This is a genomic window from Pseudobdellovibrionaceae bacterium (assembly GCA_019637875.1).
In the GTDB taxonomy this organism is placed as follows: Bacteria; Bdellovibrionota; Bdellovibrionia; order Bdellovibrionales; family Bdellovibrionaceae; genus JAHBUW01.
Map to the genome: position 1 here is coordinate 139,385 of JAHBUW010000010.1, position 17,866 is coordinate 157,250.

Sequence of the window (17,866 nt, forward strand, 5' to 3'; positions counted from 1 at the left end):
AGCGGCCTAAGGCCGCGCAATAGACCAGCTCAGCGGCTTAAGGCCCAAAAAAAGCCCCGCGAGGGGCTTTTTGCATTTAGGGATTCGGTCCCGCGATCGCCTTATTGCGGATCTTCCAGAGCGTATAGATCTTCTTCGCGACCACATAGATCACGAGCAGCGCGATCAGGCTGAACACCGCGATTTTGAACTCGCGGAAGACGTACAGGATCTTGTCGCCGTAGTGATAGATCAGCAGAATCTGCGTCGGCACGCTGATCAACGCCGCGAGGCCATCCACGAGCGAGAACTGCCACAGCGGAAAGTGCGACGCACCCATGGCGATGTGCGCGGGGAAGCGCAGGCCCGGCGTGAAGCGGAACATGAAGGCGGCGTAGATGCCGTATTTCCCCATGAGCTCATTCACTTTACCCATGACCTTTTCGCCGAAGAGTTCACGAATCCGCGGCCGCGCCATGAGTGGCCGACCGAATTTTCGCCCCAGCATGAAGACAAGCATATCCGCGAAGACCACCGAGAGCAGCGTCACCGCCGCGGCCTCATACCCCAAAATGGGGCGCGCTCCTTCGTAAGGAGGAGGATAGATGTCGGGATTCGCGCCCATGTAGGCGAGGATCCCGACGCTGACGATCGTGACCTCTTCGGGCATCGGAAAACCGAAGCCGCTGGCGATCATAAGGCCAAAGACGATCGCGTAAACGAGGAGGGGTTCGTAGGCGTAACTTTGTAGGACCGTAAAGATCCATTCCTGTTGAACGGGCATCGGATTTCCACCCTAGCAAAGGATTCACCGTTTGCAGACCGGTGTTGCAACGTGCTAAGCCGCATGACGCGTGCACGAGAATAAAACTTCCTTGATTCAGCACTTCCGAGTCCCGGCCGAAGGTCGGTTGATCTCCCGCGCCCGCGACTTGGACATCGCCCCCGAGATTTTGCAACATCTGCTCAGTCTGGGAGCGATCTACCTGAACGGCCGCCGCCTCTACGCTCCCCATCCCGGGGTGCTTGAGGAGCTCCTCGATCAGCCCGTCCAGGCGGGCGACATCCTGCGCGTTCACTTCCGCCCGCGCCGCTTTTTCTGGGAGCCCGACGAGGTCCGCACCTGGGTTCGTCAGGTGACCGATCACACCATCGTCGTCTACAAGCCGAACGGCCTTCCCACCCACGCGACGCTCGACAATTCGCGCGAGCATCTGCTGGCCCATCTGCACGCCGCGGGATTCCCCGAAGCGCTGATGATCCACCGCCTCGACATCGGCACCGAGGGGCTGATGCTCTTCGCGCGCCACCCGCGTGCGCAGGCCGAAATCCAAACGCAGATCCAAAATCGCGACGTCTTGAAGCTTTATTCCGCGCTCGTGGAGGGCGAATTCCCCTTCGAGGGCGAGATGATGACGTGGATGCACAAATCCCCGCGCGCGCCGAAAATCCAACACTTCGCGCCCGGCCCGGACCGCGAAAGCTGCTCGAGTTTCATTCGCGAAAACCACGTCCACGCCCACGGCGGACGCCCTTACAGCGAGCTTTCGATCGAGCTCATCACCGGGCGCACGCACCAGATCCGCTCGCAGCTGAAAGCCTTCGGTCATTCGATCGTGGGGGATGGGATGTACGGGTCGAATCACGGCTGGCTCGCCAACCGCAATCCCGAAAACCTGAAGACTCAGGCGGAAAGCTGGGCGCTGCGCTGTCAGGCTTTGATTTGGAACGAGGACGGCATCGAGCAGGTCTACGAGGTCGAACCGTTTACGCCTTCGGAGCTTTCGCGGCGAATGAAAAACTCCGCATCAATTCTTTCGCAATCGGATTTTGGATCTTCCTTTGCGCCGCAATCAACCAGATCTCTTCATAGAACTCTCCCAGAGATCCGATCAATCGAAGCTCGCCATTACGAAGATGCTCCTGAACTGCCGTCTCTGAAGCCACAATAAGTCCGTGCCCTTCGACCGCGAGGTTCTTCATGAGCGAGGTGTCTTGCGTTTCGGCGATGACGTCGGCCTCGATCCCGCGCTCTTCCAAGAAGCGTTCAAAGTCGTGACGGACGCGTGAATCCCCCGTCGGCAGGACGAAGGGTTTCGCGTTGAGCGACATCGGGAAGCGGTCTTTCAACGAGACGAAATTCAGCGCCCCGCACACGAGCAGCGGAAGTTTCGAGATGCTGCGCGAGTAGATCCGCTCGTCGGTCAAAGACGGCGGCGAGGTGTTCGAGATCACGAGGTCAATCCGGTGCTCGATCAGGTCTTTCATGAGCGACGAGCCGCGCCCCTCCAGAATCGAGATCTGGCAGTTCCCCAGCTGAAACGCCGCCTGGGCCAAGACTTTCACGAGGTTTTTCGGCACGCTGTCGAGCGCCCCGATCGTCAGCCGAATCCGTGACGGGCCGACCTCGCGGCCTTTCAGGGTTTCCATCATCTCGTGGCCGAGGTCGAAAATATGGGTGGCGTAGCTCAGAACCACCCGTCCCATCTCGGTCAAAACCAGGCTGCGATTGCGGCGTTCAAAGAGCTGATAACCCAGGAAGTCTTCGAACTGTTTGAGCTGCATCGAGAGCGTCGGCTGCCCCAACCGCAGCTTCACCGCGGCTTTCGAGATCGAGCCCTCGGTGGCAATGACTTTGAAGTAGTACAGATGGTGATAATTCAATTGCAGCATGGGCCGCCATTGAACGGGGTTTTGATGAAAAAATCCATTGTTCACGCGTGTTTCCTGTCAGATTTCCGTTTTTAACCGGAGATTCTGCCCCCTTCTTCAGCGGAAATTTGACATGCCCCGGCGTCTGCCTTAAACCGGGGCGCAAGCGAGGAGCGTCAAAGCTTGGCTTTCCTTCTGAATCCGTGGACTGCTACCGCTTCCATTCACGGAAAGAAGACCAAGTTTCAAAGGGTGCATGATGACCGTATTTTCGGCCCGTCTTATGAAGTTTCCACTCATCGCGCTGTTGACGGTGCTTTTCACCGCGCACGCTTTCGCCGCCGTCGTTGAGGAAGACCCGAATCCGGGTCCCGAAGCGGGCGCCGAGCGCAAAGGCTTTTTCCTCGAGTACCTGAACTACTACGACTACGTTTACTCGCAGTCGAAGAAGACCGAGCTCGGCGACGCCGTGAACATCGACATGGCGGTCCGCTACCAGCACACGCCCGACACCTTCGCCCGCGTGCGTTTCATCACCGATCCCGTGCAGAACCGCTTCAACAACAAGACCTCGCAGTTCGAGTTCCTGGGCGGACACCGTTTGGATCAATGGTATTTCCAAATGGACACCGAAGTCCTCACGAGCGACGGCCCCACGGGTGGAACCTCGATCGGCCTGGATCTGGACTCCGAGCTGACCCAGATCAAATACTCGAGCGAACGTTTCGACTTCACCTTCTTCCCGTTCAATTTCGACGGCGAAGTCGGCGCGGAATTCAACACCTGGGACGTGACCCGCATCTATTTCGTCGAAGGCGCGCCCACGACGGTCGGCGGGACCGCGCTCGGCACCGAGCGCATTCTCGAAAAAACCATTCCCGGACTCGAAGTCGGCTGGAACACCGAGGGCCGTTTGGCCCGCGTCTACGCGGGGATCGGCGCGGCGAGCTTCCTGTATCCGAACATCGAAACCTTCGACATCGAAAGCGCCCCCACCGCGGACCGCTGGGAACGCAAAGAGGACGTCGGTTATAAGTTCGGGGCGACCTATCAAGATCCCGACGTTCTGCGCATCAAGTTCCAAGCCGTCGGTCACACCGAAAGCCGCCGGACGGGCTCGCTGCTCGCGGGTGCGGCGTCGATCTACGGAATCGGACGCGTCGGCCAATTCGTCATCGAAAACGAGTGGACCGCGTCCAAAGCCGGCGACGCACCCTACCGCCTGACCCGCGATGGCGCCTGGTTCGAGGACTTCTCGCCCTTCCAACCCATCTGGTCGGACGTCTTCGGCAACAAGCACGGCTGGATCGGCAAGACCGACTTCGCGACTTCGCTGCGCGTGGGTTTCAAACGCGAAAACTCGACGCCTTATCTCTCGTACAAATATCAGGGCGCGAACTTCATCTTCCGTGATCGGGAATCGGCGCACCGCCTGCGCACCGGCGACGAGTCGGAATCCCACGGCGGCCTCAGCCGCGTGGGCTTCGGCGCATTCTTCCAGGCCGGACAGTTCATCGTGAATCCGGAGTTTGAATACTTCAAAGCGAAGAACGCCGTCTTCGCCAACGCCTCGGACGTCCGCGCGGACCGTCGTCTGGCGAGCTTCTCGACCGAAGATTACCAGCTGTCGCTTTTGATCACATACCGCATTGACGAGAACCGGACGTTTCAACCTTAACGCCGGTTTCTTGAGGGAGGGGAATGATGATGCGAAATATTCTAAATACCGTGGGGCTTTTCAGCCTCGTGTTCGCCCTCCTGGGCTGCCAGCCGGCGGCGAACGACGCGAAACCCGTTCCGGATACGCAAGCGCTCGAGCTCGTGCGCGAAGCCGAAAAACTCCAAGAGGGCGTGCGCCTGGGTCACCGTCTGACCTCGCTCGCGACTCGCGACCGCGACACGCTCACCTCGCTTTTGAACGACATCAAAGTCGGCCTTCTGCGCGTCGCCGAAAACAACAAAGACGTCGATGGTCTGCGCATCCTGAAGCGCGGACTGGTCGAGTGGGACAAAGCCTCGGTGCAGCTCCAGCGCACGGATGAAGGCGTTTTCACCGCGTTCCTGACGAAAGTGTACGGCCTTCTGAACGACCGCGCCCGCAGCGCGGGCGTGGACGTCGACGACATCACCTGGGCGCTTTTCGTGACGGACTTCGCCCGCTCCGTTGAGCCTTTCACATCGATCTCGAACGGGGCGATGTGGGAAGCCGACTGGGCGCTGGACGAGCCCCTCGTCCGCGTCAGCGGTTACGACGTCAAAGCGTGGCTGATCACGCCCACTTTCGATCTGACTCAAGTGCGCGACCCCGCCTTCCGTATCGAACATCTGTTCATGATCAACCGGAACACGGGCAAATTCGCGACCGACATCTTCGATCGCAAACGCATCGTGACCGAGGCGTTCAAAGTCATGGTCAGCCGCAACTACGAAGCCGGCGACCCCGCGCTCGCGACCTGGGAGCAGGTCGACATCTCGCCGCTGCCGTCGTCGTACAACTTCCACGCCGTGCAATCGCCGCTCGTGAGCCTCGAGAAATTCCGCGGCGAAAAAGTCGCGATCGCGTTTCTGTTCGACATGCCGTCGTCGACGCTCGGCCACCACTACGTGACCTGGCAGATCAACCGCTTCGAACTTTTCGGCGCGGGCCCTACGCCCAGCATGCTCCCCCGTCCCCGGACACTGTGGTCGCATTCGTTCAGCAACCGCGACTTCAAACCCTTCCAATCGGGAAGCTTCGGCGGCGCGGGCGCGCCCGAGTGGCTTCCGTTCGCGACCTCGCCCGGCGCGATGCCGAAGTTCGCGAAAATCGGTTCGAACGGCGTGAACTTCGAAGGCTGGCTCGTTTCGCCGCAGATCCAAATGAAAGGCGAAGAGCTTTCGCTGAGCTTCAAAGAGGTCGTGCGCAATCTCGACTTCACGAAGATCCGCGTGCTGGTCAGTACGGATTACCGCTCGGGCGATCCCCGGCAAGCGTCGTGGCAGGAGGTCTTGCGTCCCAAGATCCCCGTCGTGAAACCCGATACCTGGCAGGACGTGCGTTCAGGCCCCATCGATCTTTCGGCGCTCAAAGACCAGACGATCGCCCTCGCCTTCCAATTCGTGGACGACGGCACTCCCGGCGACCGCGTGTGGGAAATCGAAAACATGCAGATCATGGGGAAGGCCCCGCAAGATCTGAAGGTCTCCGAGCGCGACTACAAAATGACGGAAGGCTCGAAGCCGACCGGCCCCGAAGCGCTGCAGACTTACCTCTTCACGCAAGCGACGCTGGATCCCTTCGTGGCGGCGAGCACCGCGGACTCGGCTTCCTCCTGGGCCCCGGTGGCGATGAAAGGCGCGTTCAAATACGCGAAGGCCGGATCGGGCGCGACGCCCACGGACACCTGGCTCCTCAGCCCCCGCATCACCCTCACCGGCCAGAACTTGGCGCTGCAGCTGAAACACACCGTCCGTAATCCCAACTGGGACAACTGGAAGCTGATGATTTCGGAAGACTATACGGGCGGCGATCCCCAAGCGGCGACGTGGAACGAACTCGCCATCGCGCCGGCGACGGAAGTTCCCGTCGACAAGTGGACCGACCTCGTCGTACCGGACATCGACCTTGCGAAATTCGCGGGACGTCCCTTCGTTCTGGGCTTCCGCTACCAGGACGCGGGCGGCCCCGGCGCGCGCGTCTGGGAAATCGAATCGCTCGCTTTCAAAGGCGAGGGAAAATTCCAGGCGACCGGTCCCCTGAATCCCGCCGTGCCGGGAGCGCCGTGATGAAAACGGGACGTTTCGCTTTACTGCCGTTTCTGTGGCTTGCGGCGTGTTCGCCCGAGCTGACACGTTTTGAGCAGCCCCAGGTCTTGATCCAAAGCCGCACGGAATCGGATTACAATACGGCCGCCAATCTGATGGCGACCGCGATCAAGGAAAGCGAAAGTCTCGATATCGTTTTGTACCCGCGCGACCTCGTGGAACGCTCCAAGGCCGCCGTTCTCGCCAGCGAAATGGACCACGACGCGAAAGCGCGCCTCATGTCCGTTTACCCCGACGACATCCAAGATCAATTCAAGATCGGCACGATGCGCGGGAAAGACATCAAAAAACTGATCCAAGAACGCTCGGCCGAGCAGTTCCGCGCCGAAGTCGACGTCGCGGGTCTCTTGTACCAGATCCACTACATCGGCGGTTATCGTCAGTTCGCCTACTTCAACCGTCCCGACGGTTTGCGTTTCAAAGACAATGAGTACTACCGGGTCGCGATCAGCGAGCTCTTCTGGTTCAACGGACTCACGTTCCCGTCTTACAAATATCGCAACGGCCTGAACTTCAGCTTCCGCGACTTGGGGAAAACCATTTCGGCGAAAGCCTCGCTCGAAAAGTACCTCGCTTCGAAACGGATTTGGCCCGACATGAAGGAACGTCGCGCGATCGTGACCCGCTCGGGTCTGGGCGCGCAGGCGAATCCCCTCACCATCGCGCAGATCCAGGGTCCGTCGCACCGTTCGCCCTACTACGCGCAGGAGGTCACCACGACCGGCGTGGTGACCGCGGTCGGCACCGCCCAGTGGTATCCGGGCGGCGTGGACGTCGTGATCCAATCGCTGACTCCCGACGACGATCCCCGCACGGCCGAAGGACTGATGGTTTACCTCGAACGAGACGAGGACGCCCCCGCTCTGGGTGACGTCATCGAAGTCCGCGGCGTCGTTTACGAACACGTCGCGACCTCGGGCCTCGGGATGACCTCGATCCGCGAAGTGCGCTCGATGAAAGTGATTCGCCAAGGCGAGCCCCTCCCCACGCCGATCCCCATCGGCGAAGGCGGCCGCCCCATTCCGAAAGACGTGATTTCGACCTGGCGCGGGGATCTGAACCTGAAGCCGAGTCTTGATCTGAACGACGGGATCGACTTCTGGGAAAGCCTGGAGGGCATGCGCGTCGAGATCAACTCGCCCCGGGTTGTCGGCTTCCGCGGCGGCCAAGAGGACTTCGAGAACAAAAAGCCCAAAAGCTACATGACTCTTTACGTCCGCCCCGATGGCGAGACCGCCGATCCGCAAGACACCATCCGCGGCGGAATCCTCGTGGACTTCCCGCGCCGGGATTACAATCCGAACATTCTGCAGATCGCGACGAACCACCTGACCGGACCGGTCAACGCCGAGAAGATCTTCAACGTCGGCACGCTGATCCCCGGCCGCGTCGAGGGCGTTTTGATCTACCAGAAAAACCTGTTCGGCGGCGGCGAGTTCAACCTCGTGCTGCCCACGGTTCCGCAGTCCATCCTGGACGCGTTCGCGCGCGCGCCGTCGGCGATGACCGAACTGAAAGACCGGCCGGTGGCGAGCCTTGTCGCCGGTCCCGATCAGCTGAGCGTCGCGACCTTCAACGTCGAAAACCTCGGCGGCGATCAGATGCGCCGATTGCTCAAGCTCGCCGAAGCGATCGACGTGAACTTGCGCTGCCCCGACATCATCAACTTCGTGGAAATCCAGGACGAAAACGGTCCGTCCTTCGTCGGCGACGCCGGGGGCACCAAAACGCTCGAGATCATCATCGGGCTTTTGAACTGCCCCAAGCAAAAGTATCGCCCCATCAACATCGATCCCGTACAGAACGCCGAAGGCGGTCAGCCCGGTGGCAACATCCGCGTCGCGATCATCTACGACTCGTCGAAAGTGGATTTTACGCCCCGTGAGCACGCGCTCGCCCTCGACCAAACCCGCATCACCAAAGACGGTCACCTCTCGCAGAATCCGGGACGTCTGTTTCCGCTCGATCCGACCTTCGACGGCGTTCGCCGTCCGCTCGTGACCGAGTTCAGTTTCCGCGGCGAACAGATCATCCTGATCGGGAATCACTTGAACTCGAAGCTCGGCGACACCTCGGTGTGGGATTCGATTCAACCGGCTTACTTGCGCTCGGAAGACAAACGCATTCCGCTCGCCGAAAAGATCAACGATTTCGTCGAGCACGTCCTCTTGCAGGCGCCGCGGGCGAATATTCTGGTGGCCGGGGACTTCAACGCGCTCGAAACCGAAGTGTCGATGAAGGTACTGGAAGGCCATCATCTGAAAAATCTCGTGAAAGAGCTCCTGCCGCCGGATCGTCGCTACACGACGAACTACAACGGGAACTCCCAAGCGATCGACCACATCTTCGCGAACGCGAATTTGATGAACCGCGCTCCGAAGGTCGAAATCCTGCACATCAACTCGGACTTTATGGGCCGCCTGTCGGACCACGACCCCGTCCTATCTCTGTTCCAGTTCTAATTCACGCGGGCCCCGTCTTTGCGAGGCCCTCCTCCCATGCAACGAGGAGGGGCCCGGATTCGTTTTTTAGCTGAGACCGCGCGGAGCGGGCTTCTTCGCCTGCGCGACTCGGCCGCGGGTCCTTACTTCACGGCGGCCTTGCTCTGTCTTTTGGGATTTTCCCTCTGGTGGCGCGCGCAGGAGCGCGAACGGCAGAGGGAAACGCCCGTCGTCGTGCTGAAGGACGCGCGCGGCGCGCGCCCGCCTGACGAAATTCACCTCGCTTTTTGGAACGTCGAGAATCTTTTCGATACGGAAAGCACCCACGACGGCGACTACGCCTTCCAACCCCGTGCGCGCAAGGTGGACGCCCGTCGAAGCTGCGCACGGCAGACGAATTACCACTACCGACGGGAATGCCGCGAGCTCGATTGGACGCCCGAGCGTTTGCGCGACAAACGCCACGCGCTCGCCCGCGTCGTTCTGGAATCTCCGGACGGCAGTCCCGACATCCTCGCGCTGGCGGAGATCGAAAACCGCGAGCTCTTGGAAGTTTGGCGCCAGCGGGACCTCGCGGCCGCGGGATACGGACCGGCGATTTTACTGGAGGGCACGGACCCGCGCGGGATTGATGTCGGTCTGCTTTCGCGTTATCCCGTTCTCGGGACGCCCCAGCTGCATCCCCTCGAGGGGCAGCGAGGGATCTTGGAGGCGCGCTTTCGGCTTCCCACGGGCGAACCGCTGAGCGTGTTCGTCTTTCACTTCCCGTCGCAGGGGGCCCCCGCCGCCGCGCGAACCCGGGGCCTAGAGGAGCTCGCGCGGCTGATGCACGCCCGGGCCGGACTCGTCGTGGCGCTCGGGGACGGGAACGTCACCACCCGCGAGGAGTTACGCATGCAACAGTGGGCGCGTTTTCACGCGAGGTCGGCTCACTTCATTTCGCATGCCACGAATCGCCTCGAAGGAGTGGGGACGCATGCTCATCGTGGGAGCTGGAGTTTTTTGGACGTGATCGTCGTGAACGGCGAGCTCGTCGCGCGTTTTCCGGGGCTTGAGTTTCGGATCATGCGCGACCTGGATTTTCAGCGCGCGGAGGACGGAACGCCCCGGCGTTTCGCGAAGGGCGGGGCCTCGGATCACTTCCCGCTGCGCATGATTCTTAAACGGGCCAGTTCCAGCGCATTACGGCGCACGGAATTCCCCCGTTCGACATCCGCTGCTCGAACGCGGGTTCCCAGGGCATCGCCTTCAACACCGCGGATTTCAATTTTTCGGGACACCACAAAAGAAGTTTCTCGGCGCCGAGGCCGCGGGCCCAGGGCCCCAGTCTTTCGATCCATTCCAGACCGGCCAGACGCTCGCCGTAAGGTGGATTCAAAACGATCCACAGCCTCGCGTCGTCTTGAATCCCCCAATCAGCCCGCATCGTCCGCGCGAAGCTATCGCCGATGAGCACGCGCGCATCAATGAGCTCACGATGGATCGGCGCGAGCGCCGGATCGATTTCGCCGCCGACGAGATCGCCCCAGGACTTCGTCTCTTCCAGACGCCATTCGGGATTGAGGTTTTTGAAGTAAGCGTCGCTCAAAAGGATCTTCGGCGTGTTCTTGAAGTGACGGAAGACGAAGTCCCGCCCCGTCACGGGCGCTTCGAGTCCGCGCGCCTCGCGCAGAAACGTGCCCGCGCCCGTCATGGGATCCAGAAGCGTGACCCGGCGGCGCACGGCCCAGGGCTCGCCCTCCAGCAAAACGCGCAGACTGAAGGCCGCGTGCGTTTCCCGCAGCGGGGCAACGCCCGCGTGGGGACGATTCCCGCGCTTGTGCAGATGCTCGCCCGAGGTGTCGAGGCTGATCGTCCACTCGTCGCTCGCGCCGCGCAGGAAAACCTCGAACGGACTGTCCGCATCGAGTTTCCAGATGTCGGCGGCCCAGCGACGCAGCTGCTTTTCGTTGTGGAGCGCGCAGTGGTGGGCCTCGACGTTGAAGTGAAAGGGACGATCGCCCAAATAGGGTTTCAGGTTCAAAGAGCGCAGTCGCTCTTGCAGACGCGGCGGACTTTTCGCCGGAAAGCTCGCCAGCCGCAGCCAGATCCGATTCGCAAGCTTCAACCAGTGGTTGAGGGCGAGCCCTACCTCCCAGGCCGCTTCGAACTCCACGCCGCCCTGATCGGTCGTGACGATACGGAAGTCCGCAGTCGCCGGTCGTCCCGAGACGTCCAGCGTGAAGGGACGAAAAGATTCGATCTCTTGACGAAGGAGTTCTTCGGCGCCGAGGGCGCAGCTTGCGAAAAAACGGCGGACGTCAGACATGGCGCAAACTTTCCCGGATCATCCGAACCGCGCCCCGAGGTCGCGGCGATGCAGATAGATCGCGGCGGCGAAAAAGACGACGGAATATGCGAGAAGACCGTAGATCCACCGCTCGTTCGGGGTTTCGCCGCGCACGAGCGCCCAGATCACCTCGCCGTAAAAACGCGTCGGCAAATATTCCGAGATCGTCTGCACGCCGGCCGACAGCGCGTTCGGCGGAATCCAAAGCCCGCCCGCGAAGCTGAGCGGCAGGTACACGAGGTTCCCGACCGGAACCGCCGACTTCGGGTCGGTCAAAGATCCCAAAACCAAACCCAACGAGGCGAACGGAAAGCCGCAAAGCATGACCCACGCGAAAAACTCGAGGAACTGCCGCAGGCTCATCTGCGGCTCGGTCGCGAGCAGTGCGGTGACAACCACGAGCCCCACGGCCATCAACGCGAGCACGAAACTCGCGACGATCTGCGCGGCCAGAAACACCCACGACGGGACCGGCAGGCTGCGCAGGTACAGGCTCCAGTGCCCCGCGCGGTCCTGCGCGACCGCGACCGTCAGCTGAAAAAGGACCACGCCCAAAACCGCGAAGGCCGCGAACGAACCCATCAGCATCCGCGCGGAATCGGGATCCTGCGCGTTGGGCACCCCGAAGAACCAGAAAAACATCGACGGGAAGATCAAAGTCGTCAGCACGTAGGTCGGCTGGCGCAAAAGCTCCAAGATCGCGTAGCCCGCGAAACGGGGAAGCTTCAAAAGCGCGGTCATACGCTCCCCCCGTCCGCGCGGTCCCGACTGCCCGAGGCCCGCAGCTGGATGAACGCCTCTTCCAGTGAGGCCGGATGCACCGACAGATGCCGGAAGTCGACGCCGGCTTCGACGAGCGCGCGCAGGCTTTGGTCGCTGTCGCGACTCCACAGCACGTAATGACGCGAATCGCGACAATCAAAGCTCAGGTGCGGGACGCGCTGGAACTCGACGCTTGCGCCCGTCGGCATTTCGAATTCGATCTTCGACATCCGCACCTGGCGGCGGATCTCTTTCACTTCGCCCGCGAACAGTTTGCGGCCTTGATCGATCACGATCACGCGGTCCGAAAGCGCTTCGATCTCTTCGAGGTAATGCGTGGTCAGCAGAATGGTGACGCCGCGACGGCGTTCGTCGCGCACGACCTCCCACAAAAGACGCCTTGATTCCACATCCAGGCCCGTCGTGGGCTCATCCAAAAGAAGCAGATCCGGCGCGGCGATCAGCGCGCAAGCGAGGCCCAATCGGCGCTTTTCCCCACCCGATAGTCCTTGCGTGCGGCGGCCCCAGACTTTTTCGAGATGCAGCTTTTCGCGCCAGAGATCGGGCTCGCCCCGTCCGTAAGCGAGCGCCAGGAAGTGCAGGACCTCGCGCACCTTCATCGTCGGTGGGAACTCGAGCTCTTGCGGGGTCATGCCGACCCGGCCACGCACGCTCATCGCGGTGGGCGCCTCGCCGAAGACGTGCACGGTTCCCGAGGTCGGTCGGCGCAAACCGGTCAGAAGTTTGAGGCTTGTGGATTTCCCCGCGCCGTTCGGCCCTAAAAAGCCGACGATCTCGCCGGGCGCGATCTGAAAACTGAGATCGGCGAGCGCCGTAAAATCGCCGAAGGTCTTACCGACATTCCGAAATTCACAGACCGCGCTCACGACGGCATCCTTGCGTCCCCGAGGCGCTCACGGAAGAGCGGCTTGAATCCGACGACCATCATTCCGCAGACGAACGAAAGGATCGGCACGGCCGCGTAGGCGGGAACCAATCCGACAAGATCGGTCAGGCCCCCGATCACGGTGTGCATGAAGACCACCGAAACACCCGTCAGCGCGATCCCCAGCGAAGCCACGCGCTGAAACGAATCTGGAAACACCTTCGCGAGCGTCGTCATCCACACGGGATAAAAAATCGAAAGCGCGAAGCCCGACAGCGAAATCCACTCGGGGCGATGCAAAAGGCCCAGCGCCATCATGCCCGCGCCCAGAAACATCGACAAAGCCAGCTGGTGCGAAAGTTTCAGCGGGAGCGGCTTCACCGTGTACGCGAACCGCCCCACAAAAAGACCGACGAAGAAAATCGACGTCCACAAATTCGCCGCCGCGAGGTCGAAAGCGAAAGCCTCGCGCAAAAGAAGCGTCACCCGCGTCGAGACCATCAGCTCCAGCGCGACGTAAGCGCAGAGCAGGATCGCCCAGTAGACTTCGGGAAAGCCCAGGGATTCTTTCGCCCGTGCGGACTCTTCATGTTCTTCGAGCGAAGGCGCGGCGGCGGCCTTGCGGCTCATGAACAAAATCGCGAAAACCGTCAACAGCGAGAGGACCGCGGGCACGTAGAAGTTGATGCGCCACCCGAAGCCCAAGAAGGCGATCAAGATCACGACTCCGGGCGCGATCAGCGAGCTCAGTCCGTAGGTGGAATGAAGACCGCCCTGCGCGCGGCCCCGATGCTTTTGATCCGAGCCCTGCAGCACCAGCAGATTCTGCGTGACCCCCAAGCCGCCGACGGACACGCCGAAAAAAACCGCGCAGAAAAGAATCCACTCGAAAGAGGGACTCAGCGCATAGCCGATGAAGGAGAGGCTCATGAAGAGCATGAAAATCCACAGGCTCGTGAGGTGTCCCCACTTCGCGATGATCCTTGGCGCCGCGAAGGCCCCCGCCATGCTCACGAAGCTCGAGAGCGAGAAAAACAATGAACCGCGGCTATTGGACAACGAGAACTCGCGCAAGAGGTCCGCGAACAAAGGCCCGCGCAGGTTGTCGCTGAGCCCGAAAAGAAAGATGCTGATGTAGGCGAGGACGATCCAAACCCAATTCACGGGTCCCAGTGTCCAATGATCCCTGGGAAAAAACCAGCGCTTACTCGCGCGGGAGCGCCGGATTCGGGTTGCGTGCGGGCGTTCCGCCCTGCCCCGGCAGCACCATCTGGGGATTGAACGAACCGCTCGGAACGAGATCGGCTTTCAGAACCGCGAGCACTTTCAAAAGATCCACGGGACTGATCGGATCGTAGCCGAACGGCAGCTGCGCGAGACAAGCGCCCGTATTGAAATCGGCCCCCGGCTTTTTCTGCTCAAAAACCATGCAGACAAAGAAGCTGTCCGCAAGGGTCGTTCCCAAGGGGCTTTGCTCGGCGATGAACTGACGGAAGCGGGGCGCGGCCGCCGAGATTTCCGTTTGGGTCAGCTTCATGTCGCCATTCGTATCGTAAAGAATCCGCAGGATCTCGACGTAGTAAAGGATCGTCGCGTAGATCCGGATGTCCCCGTACTCGGTCAGGCCCGGACGCGAATAAGGCGCCCCGCCGATTTCCCAGATGCTGCCGTAGAAATCGTTCTCGCGGATGTGGCCCGTCATCGACATCTGCAGCGCCATCACCCCGGGCGCCGCCGCGAACAGATCCAGAAAATTCGATTTGAACACGCGGCGGAAGCAGTCGGTTTCAAGATAGTGTTTCCCGAAAACGTCGACGTCCGGAACCGCGCAGCCCGCGCTCACCGCGCGATTGTACAGATCGGTCGAGAGCATGCCGCCCGCGCCGGCCAGGATGTTCAGCTCTTCGAAAAGCTCGGTGGCCGAGAGTTCCCCGTCGCCGTTCCCCGAGAAGGTGAAGAAGCTCGCTTCTTTGAACGTACGTTCGGCCGGATTCGGCGAACGTTTGTCCAACGCGTGCAGATCCTGACCGATGGTGCGGAAATCGTCCTGGAAGAGCGTGAACTCTTTCGAGGACAGCGTCATGTTCCAGAGGTTCTTCGTGGTGCCGTGGGCGTAGCCACGCAGGATCATGCGTGTGAAAGTCCGCAGCAGCGTCACTTTCGTCATGCCGGGGAATCCCAGGCGCGACCATGAGGGATCACGAACAAGGACCAGGCGCTCGCGATCGTTCCACAGCATCGGATGGGGGGACTTCATCAGCCCCACCCACTCACGCCAGGTCTGCAGCAGCTCCGAAGCTTCGCCGGGCTTCAACTGCGGGCGTTTCGCGATGAGCGAACGTCCCGTGGGCTCGTTCAGCTCGTGGGTGAGCTGCGCGTAACGGACCTCTTTCGCCGGGTCCCGGAAGACGCCGTTCAGATGCCGCTGCGTCAGCGCCCAGGCGTTCCATTCGAAACGCAGGGTCGCCAGATGTTTGCGCGTGAGCGCTTCGACCTCGAACGCGCTTCGGCGCTGCGGGAACGGGCCGTCCACCATGGTCGTCAGCGCCATGCGGAAGGCCTCTTTCACCACGGGGAGCGTGATGTTGGTCTTCAGTAAGCCTTGCTCCATGATCTCTTGCAAAACGAGATCGAAGGCGTCGAGGCGCAGCTGATCTTTTTCACGTATCTCGGGCGAAGCCTCGACGAGATCGAAGACCGAGTCGCCGAAGTCGATGAGCTTTTCCATCTCGGCGGGCTGATTCAAATCGAGGTTGCGGATCCAGTAGACGAACTCCAGCGTCGTGCCGTAACCGCGCACGGTCCAGCCCAGCACCTGCTGCCAGTCCTTTTGCGAGTAAGCGAGGGTCTTATCGCCGAGGAACAGGAGCTTGAACTTCGCGGTCAAAGGAAGCCAACGCAGAAGCTGACCGAGCAGCGTATTGTCGTTCAGGTAAATGTTGAGCTGACGGACGAGCTCTTGAATGTCCTCGAAGCCGTAGTAGGTCGGCTCGACCTTCGTGACTTCGAGCAGGTTTTTGACCGAAAGCTCAATCTGGCGCTGCGCGGTTTTCAGATCTTCGCTGGAGACCTTCTGCTTTCCCGCTTGGAACAGCAGGATGCGCATCATCCCGCGCAGAGACAGGAACTCGCTCTCGAAGGTGTCGAGCAGCTTGCGCGCGGCTTCGATTTCGGGCTTCGTCATGACCTTGTCGCTGCCGCCCAGAAGGACGGACTTCAGCCTCATGATCTCGTTCATGAACTCGGCCGAGACCTTGCGGTCCGCCGGGAGCGCCTCGTTCAGAAAGCCGCGGATCTCTTCGCGGTCGTAGCTGTCGGAATTGCCGACGCCACGGGTGAATTTGTTGAAGTGAGTCAGCGTCGAGCGCAGGCAGGTGAAGTTCTCTTGCACGCGCGCGGCCGAGAGTTCGTCTTTCAAATAAAGACCGAGCTCTTTCGGGACGCTCTTGAGGCAACCGAGGGTCGAGCCCTGGAAGACGATCTGCTCTTCGGTGGGCGGGCTCTGCCGGCTCAGAAAACGATCGCAACCCGCCAGCCCGAAAGCCGCGGTCAACAGAAGGAGCTTAAAACGCATAGCTGACCCCCGCCCTCAACGAATCGTGATTCTCGAAGGCCGTGAACAGATCGGGATTGCGGCCCGTCGCCTTTTCGGCGCGCACCAGAACCAGATCCGCCCAGACGCCCCAGCTTTGATCGATCGCCCAGTTCGCGTCGAGAGTCCAACGCGAGTAGGTTTCGGAAAGCCCCTCGGTCCAGCGCGTGCGCAGCTCCAGCGAGCGAACGCCGCGACGGTAAGGCGTGATCCCCAGCTCCGCCGACAGGGCTTCGCGATAAGGGATGCGCGAAAGCGCGACGTCTTTGAGTTCTTCCGCCTTGGGGCCGACCATCTGGGTTTCCCCGCCCGAACGACGGATGTAACCCACACGCGCCGCGAGCCCGCGGTTGCGGTATCCCAGCGACGTCGTCCCGACCACCATGGGCCGGTAGGTCGCGTAAGTCAGATCCGCCTTCTGCTCGCGCGGGAGTTCGCTTTCCTCGACGAGGGCGCCCGCGCGGAACTCGAAACCGCGCAGGGTTTCGGGATTCGTGCGGAAGGCGTAATCCACCGAGGCGAGCTTGTGGTACATGACGGTCGGCTCGATGCGTACGGGCGCGCGCGAACCGGCCTCGGCCCAGCCGTCGATGCCGAGGCTCAAGGTGTTCATGGGTTTGTAGCCCAACGAAACGCTGAACTGACTGGGGTGGGCGTGATCGTCGAACGCCAGGCGCAGCGAGTAGCCCGAGTTGAAGACGATGCGCTCAAGCTGCGGGATCTCAATATTATAGTCGAGCGTGCGGACCAGATCCGAACCCTGCAGACGGATCTCGCGGGGCAGGTTCTGGAACCAGGGGCTTACGCGCTGAAAGCGACCTTCCTGCAGAACGTAACCCGCGCCTTGATCGGGAATGAAGATCGGCGTGCCCATGAGCTCGAAGCTCCAACCCCGGCCCGCGGGTTGCCCCAGGGTCAGGAAGGCGCCCGACAATCCCTGACTTTGCGGGCGCAGCACGTTCCAGCGGTACTGCGGCTGGAAAAGCCCCAGCTCCCAGTCTTCGTCGCCTTGGCTCCAGTTCACTTTGCGGCGACCGACGGCGAAGTTCGCCTGACGGAAATAGAGTTCACGCAAATCAAATGAGGAGAGCACCGGAGCCTGCGGCGAGAAACGGCCGCGCACGTCGACGCCGATGTATGCCGGCGCATCGCCGCCATCGTCGGAGTTAGAGTCGGAACTCTGTTTTTTGGAAATAAAACTCGCGCCGAAGAAAAAGTAGTTCCGATCGGGGGTGGAGGAGTAATCCGAACTCAAGAAACTTTCGGACTGAAGGTTCAGGGAGTTCTCGGTGGCGAAGAGTTCGTTCGCCGAGGCCGGTAATGAGAAACCGACGACCAGGAAAACCAGGCCGAAAAACTCCGCAATGCTGGTGTTAAGACACGGCTTACGCACTTTGACGAATTCTCCTAAACCCGTGAAA

General features: G+C 61.0%; 11 protein-coding genes. 3 read left to right on the forward strand and 8 right to left on the reverse strand.

Annotated features, from left to right (window positions below):
- Nucleotides 1-76: 76 nt before the first annotated feature.
- Both KF767_13420 and KF767_13425 read right to left on the reverse strand, forming a co-directional pair.
- Nucleotides 77-763, reverse strand: a complete 687-nt coding sequence (locus KF767_13420) for a DedA family protein (protein ID MBX3018884.1) — start codon at nucleotides 761-763, stop codon at nucleotides 77-79.
- A 983-nt stretch (nucleotides 764-1,746) separates the two neighbouring features.
- Nucleotides 1,747-2,652, reverse strand: a complete 906-nt coding sequence (locus KF767_13425) for a LysR family transcriptional regulator (protein MBX3018885.1) — start codon at nucleotides 2,650-2,652, stop codon at nucleotides 1,747-1,749.
- A gap of 235 nt (nucleotides 2,653-2,887) precedes the next feature.
- Here KF767_13425 and KF767_13430 point away from each other — a divergent pair, with 235 nt between their 5' ends.
- From KF767_13430 to KF767_13440, 3 genes are read left to right on the forward strand one after another with little or no spacing between them, the layout of a single operon-like run.
- Complete coding sequence (locus KF767_13430; GenBank protein ID MBX3018886.1) at nucleotides 2,888-4,309, forward strand: hypothetical protein; 1,422 nt, start codon at nucleotides 2,888-2,890, stop codon at nucleotides 4,307-4,309.
- 23 nt (nucleotides 4,310-4,332) lie between these two features.
- Complete coding sequence (locus KF767_13435; GenBank protein ID MBX3018887.1) at nucleotides 4,333-6,396, forward strand: choice-of-anchor J domain-containing protein; 2,064 nt, start codon at nucleotides 4,333-4,335, stop codon at nucleotides 6,394-6,396.
- Nucleotides 6,396-8,897: a hypothetical protein gene (locus tag KF767_13440; protein MBX3018888.1), complete on the forward strand. Its 2,502-nt coding sequence runs from the start codon at nucleotides 6,396-6,398 to the stop codon at nucleotides 8,895-8,897. The genes KF767_13435 and KF767_13440 overlap by 1 nt, the downstream gene beginning before the upstream one ends.
- A 1,138-nt stretch (nucleotides 8,898-10,035) precedes the next feature.
- On the opposite strand, the gene KF767_13445 is transcribed toward KF767_13440, so the two are convergent.
- From KF767_13445 to KF767_13470, 6 genes are read right to left on the reverse strand one after another with little or no spacing between them, the layout of a single operon-like run.
- Nucleotides 10,036-11,184 (reverse strand): hypothetical protein, encoded by a 1,149-nt coding sequence (locus KF767_13445; protein MBX3018889.1) that lies wholly within the window; start codon nucleotides 11,182-11,184, stop codon nucleotides 10,036-10,038.
- An 18-nt stretch (nucleotides 11,185-11,202) separates the two neighbouring features.
- Nucleotides 11,203-11,946, reverse strand: a complete 744-nt coding sequence (locus KF767_13450) for an ABC transporter permease (protein MBX3018890.1) — start codon at nucleotides 11,944-11,946, stop codon at nucleotides 11,203-11,205.
- A complete protein-coding gene (locus KF767_13455) occupies nucleotides 11,943-12,854 on the reverse strand; it encodes an ABC transporter ATP-binding protein (protein MBX3018891.1) in 912 nt (303 codons plus the stop codon). The genes KF767_13450 and KF767_13455 overlap by 4 nt, the downstream gene beginning before the upstream one ends.
- Nucleotides 12,851-14,017 (reverse strand): MFS transporter, encoded by a 1,167-nt coding sequence (locus KF767_13460; protein ID MBX3018892.1) that lies wholly within the window; start codon nucleotides 14,015-14,017, stop codon nucleotides 12,851-12,853. The genes KF767_13455 and KF767_13460 overlap by 4 nt, the downstream gene beginning before the upstream one ends.
- Before the next feature lie 40 nt (nucleotides 14,018-14,057).
- Nucleotides 14,058-16,427 carry a hypothetical protein gene (locus KF767_13465; protein ID MBX3018893.1) on the reverse strand — a complete coding sequence of 790 codons (2,370 nt, stop codon included), beginning with the start codon at nucleotides 16,425-16,427 and terminating at the stop codon, nucleotides 14,058-14,060.
- Nucleotides 16,417-17,838 (reverse strand): hypothetical protein, encoded by a 1,422-nt coding sequence (locus KF767_13470; GenBank protein MBX3018894.1) that lies wholly within the window; start codon nucleotides 17,836-17,838, stop codon nucleotides 16,417-16,419. The genes KF767_13465 and KF767_13470 overlap by 11 nt, the downstream gene beginning before the upstream one ends.
- Nucleotides 17,839-17,866: the final 28 nt, after the last annotated feature.

Coding starts and splice junctions, on each gene's coding strand:
- KF767_13465 (MBX3018893.1), bottom strand. CDS start 16,427: ATGCGTTTTAAGCTCCTTCTGTTGACCGCGGCTTTCGGGCTGGCGGGT.
- KF767_13420 (MBX3018884.1), bottom strand. CDS start 763: ATGCCCGTTCAACAGGAATGGATCTTTACGGTCCTACAAAGTTACGCC.
- KF767_13440 (MBX3018888.1), top strand. CDS start 6,396: ATGAAAACGGGACGTTTCGCTTTACTGCCGTTTCTGTGGCTTGCGGCG.
- KF767_13430 (MBX3018886.1), top strand. CDS start 2,888: ATGATGACCGTATTTTCGGCCCGTCTTATGAAGTTTCCACTCATCGCG.
- KF767_13425 (MBX3018885.1), bottom strand. CDS start 2,652: ATGCTGCAATTGAATTATCACCATCTGTACTACTTCAAAGTCATTGCC.
- KF767_13445 (MBX3018889.1), bottom strand. CDS start 11,184: ATGTCTGACGTCCGCCGTTTTTTCGCAAGCTGCGCCCTCGGCGCCGAA.
- KF767_13450 (MBX3018890.1), bottom strand. CDS start 11,946: ATGACCGCGCTTTTGAAGCTTCCCCGTTTCGCGGGCTACGCGATCTTG.
- KF767_13435 (MBX3018887.1), top strand. CDS start 4,333: ATGATGATGCGAAATATTCTAAATACCGTGGGGCTTTTCAGCCTCGTG.